The organism is Mailhella massiliensis (genome assembly GCF_020741395.1).
GTDB classification, from domain to species: domain Bacteria; phylum Desulfobacterota; class Desulfovibrionia; order Desulfovibrionales; family Desulfovibrionaceae; genus Mailhella; species Mailhella massiliensis_A.
The window spans coordinates 1-3,953 of record NZ_DYZA01000204.1 but is presented as its reverse complement, the minus strand read 5'-3'; the positions used below and the strand labels follow the sequence as shown (position 1 = coordinate 3,953).

Genomic DNA, 3,953 nt, shown 5'->3' with positions numbered 1-3,953 from the left:
TGATGGGGCTGGAGGCGTGTGTTCATAGAAAAAAATTGACAAATTTGTTTTTTGAAGGTTCCGCCTTCTTTTCGGGAGAGCGGCCGGTTCGGCCTCAGCGGGGCATGTCATTTTAAGGGCAGGCTTTGACGGAGAAGAAAGCAGAAATAGGCGGGCTGTGAAAAACGCCGCCCGACGCTGTACCTCAGAAGGCATGTCGGAGAGGCAGTCTTTTGGGAATGGAAGAAGGAATATGACGGTACGGGTAGCATGGTCTTCAGTCGGCCGACAGGTTGAGAAAAAAGAAAGGAATTTGTGCCATGTTTCATAACAATGCTTCTGTATCTACTCATTTTTTATATACTTTTGCCGTAGCTGTGAAACATATGAGCTTCACCAAGGCAGCGGAGGAACTGTGTATTACGCAAAGTGCCGTCAGCCACCGTATTCACAGTCTTGAACAGGAACTCGGATTTCCCCTCTTTCACAGAATGACAAGGAAAATTATTCTTACGCAGGAGGGGCAGGTGCTGCACAATGCCCTGGATGCGGGATTCGGTCAGATCTATGAGGCCATAAGAAACATCAAAGAGGGGGAGTCCAAGGGAGATCTGTTCATTGCCTGTGCGCCGTCCATTTCCGGCTGCTGGCTTTTACCCAGGTTGAAGGACTTCCATAACGAATACCCTGACATATCCCTGCACATACGCAGCGAGAACAACCTTATCGACTATGAAAAAAAAGAGCGGAATGTGGATGTTGCCATTTACTGCGGCGAGTCCATTTCCGCGGGGCTGTATGCCACTCCGCTTCTCAGCGACACGCTCATGCCGGTTTGTTCTCAGGAGTATGCCCGGAAGCACCACCTGATGGAGAACCCCGAGGCTCTGCGGCACTGCACGCTGATCCATGAATATTCCGATCTGGGAAACAGCCCCTATTATTCAGGGTGGGAAGTCTGGGGAAAATGGGCCGGGATCAACGGTCTGCCCCTTCATTCCGGTTACAGCTTCGACCGGGCGGAGCTGACGATCATCGCAGCCAGAGAGGGGTTTGGAGTGGCCCTGGGGCGCGAATGGCTTGTCCGGGAAGCCCTTGCAAAAAAGGAGCTGGTCGTTCCCTTCAAACTGGTATTTCCAGCGCCTCAGACCTACTATGTGGTATCCACCCATAAGGGAATGTTGCGCCCCAAAGTGAGGCTTTTCCATGACTGGATTCTGGAAAAAGCGCGGGAATCCACAAGTTATGCAGAGTTGCATCGCTGTCCGGCAGGGCTGGAACAGTCATAGCATCGAACCTCACCGGCCTGTCTGGAAAGATGGGGAAATGTGGCGGCACACTCGCTGAAGCTGAGAATATGAGCTCTGTTGCGGCAAAAGATACCTTTACCTATTGTGTCCCCTGCCTATTGCCATGTGGGCTATCTTTTTGCCATAACAGCACCTTTTCGCTTCCCCTTCCTCTAAGAGGTGCGGTACCGTTTCGGGGCAGTCTGAAGGTATAAAAAAGCTCCCCGTCCTGCGGCACAGGGAGCCTTGAAGCGTTTTATGAGCGGCTATCCCCAGAGGCGGGAGCGGTTCAGCCTGCCGTCCGGCAGCTGAATGAGGCACGCGGTTCGGGGCAGGCTTTCCACCAAGGCGACAGGCTGGGAGAGTACACAGAGCGCGGTGGCGAGGGCATCCGCCTCCATGGCGGAGGAAGCGACGACGCTTGCACCCGGCAGGGGAGAGCATCGGCCGGTAGAGGGATTCAGAATGTGATTGAGCTTTCCTTCCGCATCAAGGATATTTTCATAGGTACCGGAAGTCGCCATGGCTTCATTATGCAGGTTACGCACGGCGAGATAGGCACTTTTGCCGTGGTACTTTTCCGGGTTTTCCACGGCCACGCGCCAGGGGACGCCCGCCTTGCTTCCCTGCGCCACGATATCGCCGCCGGCGTTGATGAGAAAGTCCTTCACACCTGAGGCGCGGAGAGACCGGGCGCCTTCATCGGCGATATAGCCCTTGGCAATGCCGTCCAAGCTCATTTTCATGCCGCTTCTCATGAAACAAAGGCTGTTTCCCTCCCTGCTTACATGATCCATGCCGATGAGTCCGGCAGCCTCGGCTTCCTCTTTACGGTCAAGTTCTGCTCCGGCCCTTTGTTCCATAATTTCCAGCAGGGAGAGAATGGTGGGGTCGAAGGCCCCGCGCGTTGTGCGGTGCATGCGCGAAGCCGCGTCCGCCACCAGAAGAAGCTCCTTCGGCGCATCACGCAGAACGCCTGCGGCGTTGAGCTGCCCCAGGGGAGAGGCGCTGTCGAAGCGGGTAAGCATTTGTTCCAGGTAAGCCATGCGGGAGAATGCCTTCCCCGCCGCTTCGGAGGCATGAGTTTCCGATACGCCGGAAATGCTGATGGTCACAAAGGTGCCCATCATAAGGCGCGTTTCTGTAAGGGGAGGGGTAGATGCCAGGGCAAGGGCCGGGCGGGGCAGGGCGGCCATGGCGGCGGCCGCAGTCATGGCTTTGAGGAGAAAACGGCGAGTGAGCATGGGAACCTCGTGGGCGGCGTTAGAGATGCGGGCAGGTATATCTACACGGCCTTCGGCTGCTCGGCTTCGGAGGCCGAGGCGCAGAGCGCGGCTGGGCGCAGCCGCAGGATACCGCGCGGGCAGGCTTTGGCGCAGGCCTGACCGCAGGAGTCGCCGTATTCCAGGCAAAGTTTGTAGTTGATCTGGATACGGTCGTTTTCCATGCTGATAGCCTTAGCCGGGCATGTCTTGACACATTTTGAGCAGTGTATGCAGCCGACCTTGCACACGTCCATAACGGCCTTGAGCTTGTCCTGGGTTGAGCAGGTGATAGCCACGCGAGCTCTTTTGGGAATGAGTTGAAGCACGTTTCTCGGGCAGACCTTTTCGCACTTGCCGCAGCCTACACACATTTGTTCATTGACGACGACAATGTAGTTTTCAATATGCAGGCCTTCGGTGAGGCATACCTTCACGCAGTCGCCGAAGCCGAGGCAGGAGAAGCCGCACTGATCCGAGCCGTGATGCAGGGCCGCCGCGGCGGCGCAGGAGGGAATACCTTTGTAGTCGAAGCGCTGGGCGACCTGGCCCGCATTCTTGTCGCAGCGACGGTAGGCGCAGAGCGGCTCCACTTCCGTGGTTATTTTTCCGGTGAGCGTGCCTATGGCCGAGGCGACTTTCGCCCCGCCCACTACGCAGAGGTTGGGGGGGATGGAAGGATCATTGACCACGGCGTTGGCATAGCCTTCACAGCCTGCGTAGCCGCAGCCCCCGCAGTTGGCTCCGGGCAGGGTGCCGGTGACTTTTTCCACCCTGGGATCCTCATGGACGGCAAAAACACGGGAAGCGACGGAAAGCATGGCGGCGGCTGCAAAGCCGAGCCCGGTAAGCGTGATTATGGAAGAAACGACCATAGCGACGTCCTTATGCTGGCGATGGTGGGAAAGGGGGCGGAGCCTTGGCGGAAAACACGCCTAGACCATGCCTTTGAAGGCCATGAAGGAAAGGGACATGATCCCTGCCATGATGAGCGCGATGGGGGTTCCTGCCATGGCCTTGGGAACGCGGCAGGTTTCCAGACGTTCGCGAACGCCCGCCATGAGCAGCAGGGCAAGCAGGAAGCCTGCACCCGTGGCAAAGGCGTAGATGAGCGCGTCCATGAGATCATACTGTTCTCTCTGCACCAGAAGCGTGACTCCGAGAACGCAGCAATTCGTGGTGATGAGAGGCAGGAAGATGCCCAGGGAGGCATAGAGCGGAGGAATGGCCTTCTTGAGGAACATTTCCACAAACTGCACCAGCGAGGCGATAATGAGGATGAAGACCAGCGTCTGGAGATATTCCAGGCCGGTGGGAATAAGGATATATTTTTGAACCAGCCAGGTGCACAGAGTGGCCATGACGGTGACGAAAATAACGGAGGTGCCCATGCCGAGGGCTACGCCTTTTTCTTTGGAACAGC

The 3,953-nt window shown here is 56.7% G+C and carries 4 protein-coding genes and 1 pseudogene; 2 read left to right on the top strand and 3 right to left on the bottom strand.

The window, feature by feature from the left end:
* Positions 1 to 299: 299 nt before the first annotated feature.
* Positions 300 to 494, top strand: a pseudogene (locus K8W16_RS12420) (LysR family transcriptional regulator); the annotation flags it as partial.
* Positions 495 to 506: 12 nt separating this feature from the next.
* Positions 507 to 1,268 carry a LysR substrate-binding domain-containing protein gene (locus K8W16_RS10040; RefSeq protein ID WP_304123203.1) on the top strand — a complete coding sequence of 254 codons (762 nt, stop codon included), beginning with the start codon at positions 507 to 509 and terminating at the stop codon, positions 1,266 to 1,268.
* Between the two features lie 266 nt (positions 1,269 to 1,534).
* Here K8W16_RS10040 and K8W16_RS10035 read toward each other — a convergent pair whose 3' ends face one another.
* The 3 genes from K8W16_RS10035 to K8W16_RS10025 all read right to left on the bottom strand — a co-directional run.
* Positions 1,535 to 2,512: an FAD:protein FMN transferase gene (locus K8W16_RS10035; RefSeq protein WP_304123200.1), complete on the bottom strand. Its 978-nt coding sequence runs from the start codon at positions 2,510 to 2,512 to the stop codon at positions 1,535 to 1,537.
* 41 nt (positions 2,513 to 2,553) lie between these two features.
* A complete protein-coding gene (gene rnfB / locus K8W16_RS10030) occupies positions 2,554 to 3,405 on the bottom strand; it encodes an RnfABCDGE type electron transport complex subunit B (RefSeq protein ID WP_304123197.1) in 852 nt (283 codons plus the stop codon).
* A 60-nt stretch (positions 3,406 to 3,465) separates the two neighbouring features.
* A partial coding sequence (locus K8W16_RS10025) for an electron transport complex protein RnfA (RefSeq protein WP_304123194.1) occupies positions 3,466 to 3,953 on the bottom strand: 488 nt, incomplete at its 5' end.

Coding starts and splice junctions, on each gene's coding strand:
- K8W16_RS10035 (WP_304123200.1), bottom strand. CDS start 2,512: ATGCTCACTCGCCGTTTTCTCCTCAAAGCCATGACTGCGGCCGCCGCC.
- rnfB (WP_304123197.1), bottom strand. CDS start 3,405: ATGGTCGTTTCTTCCATAATCACGCTTACCGGGCTCGGCTTTGCAGCC.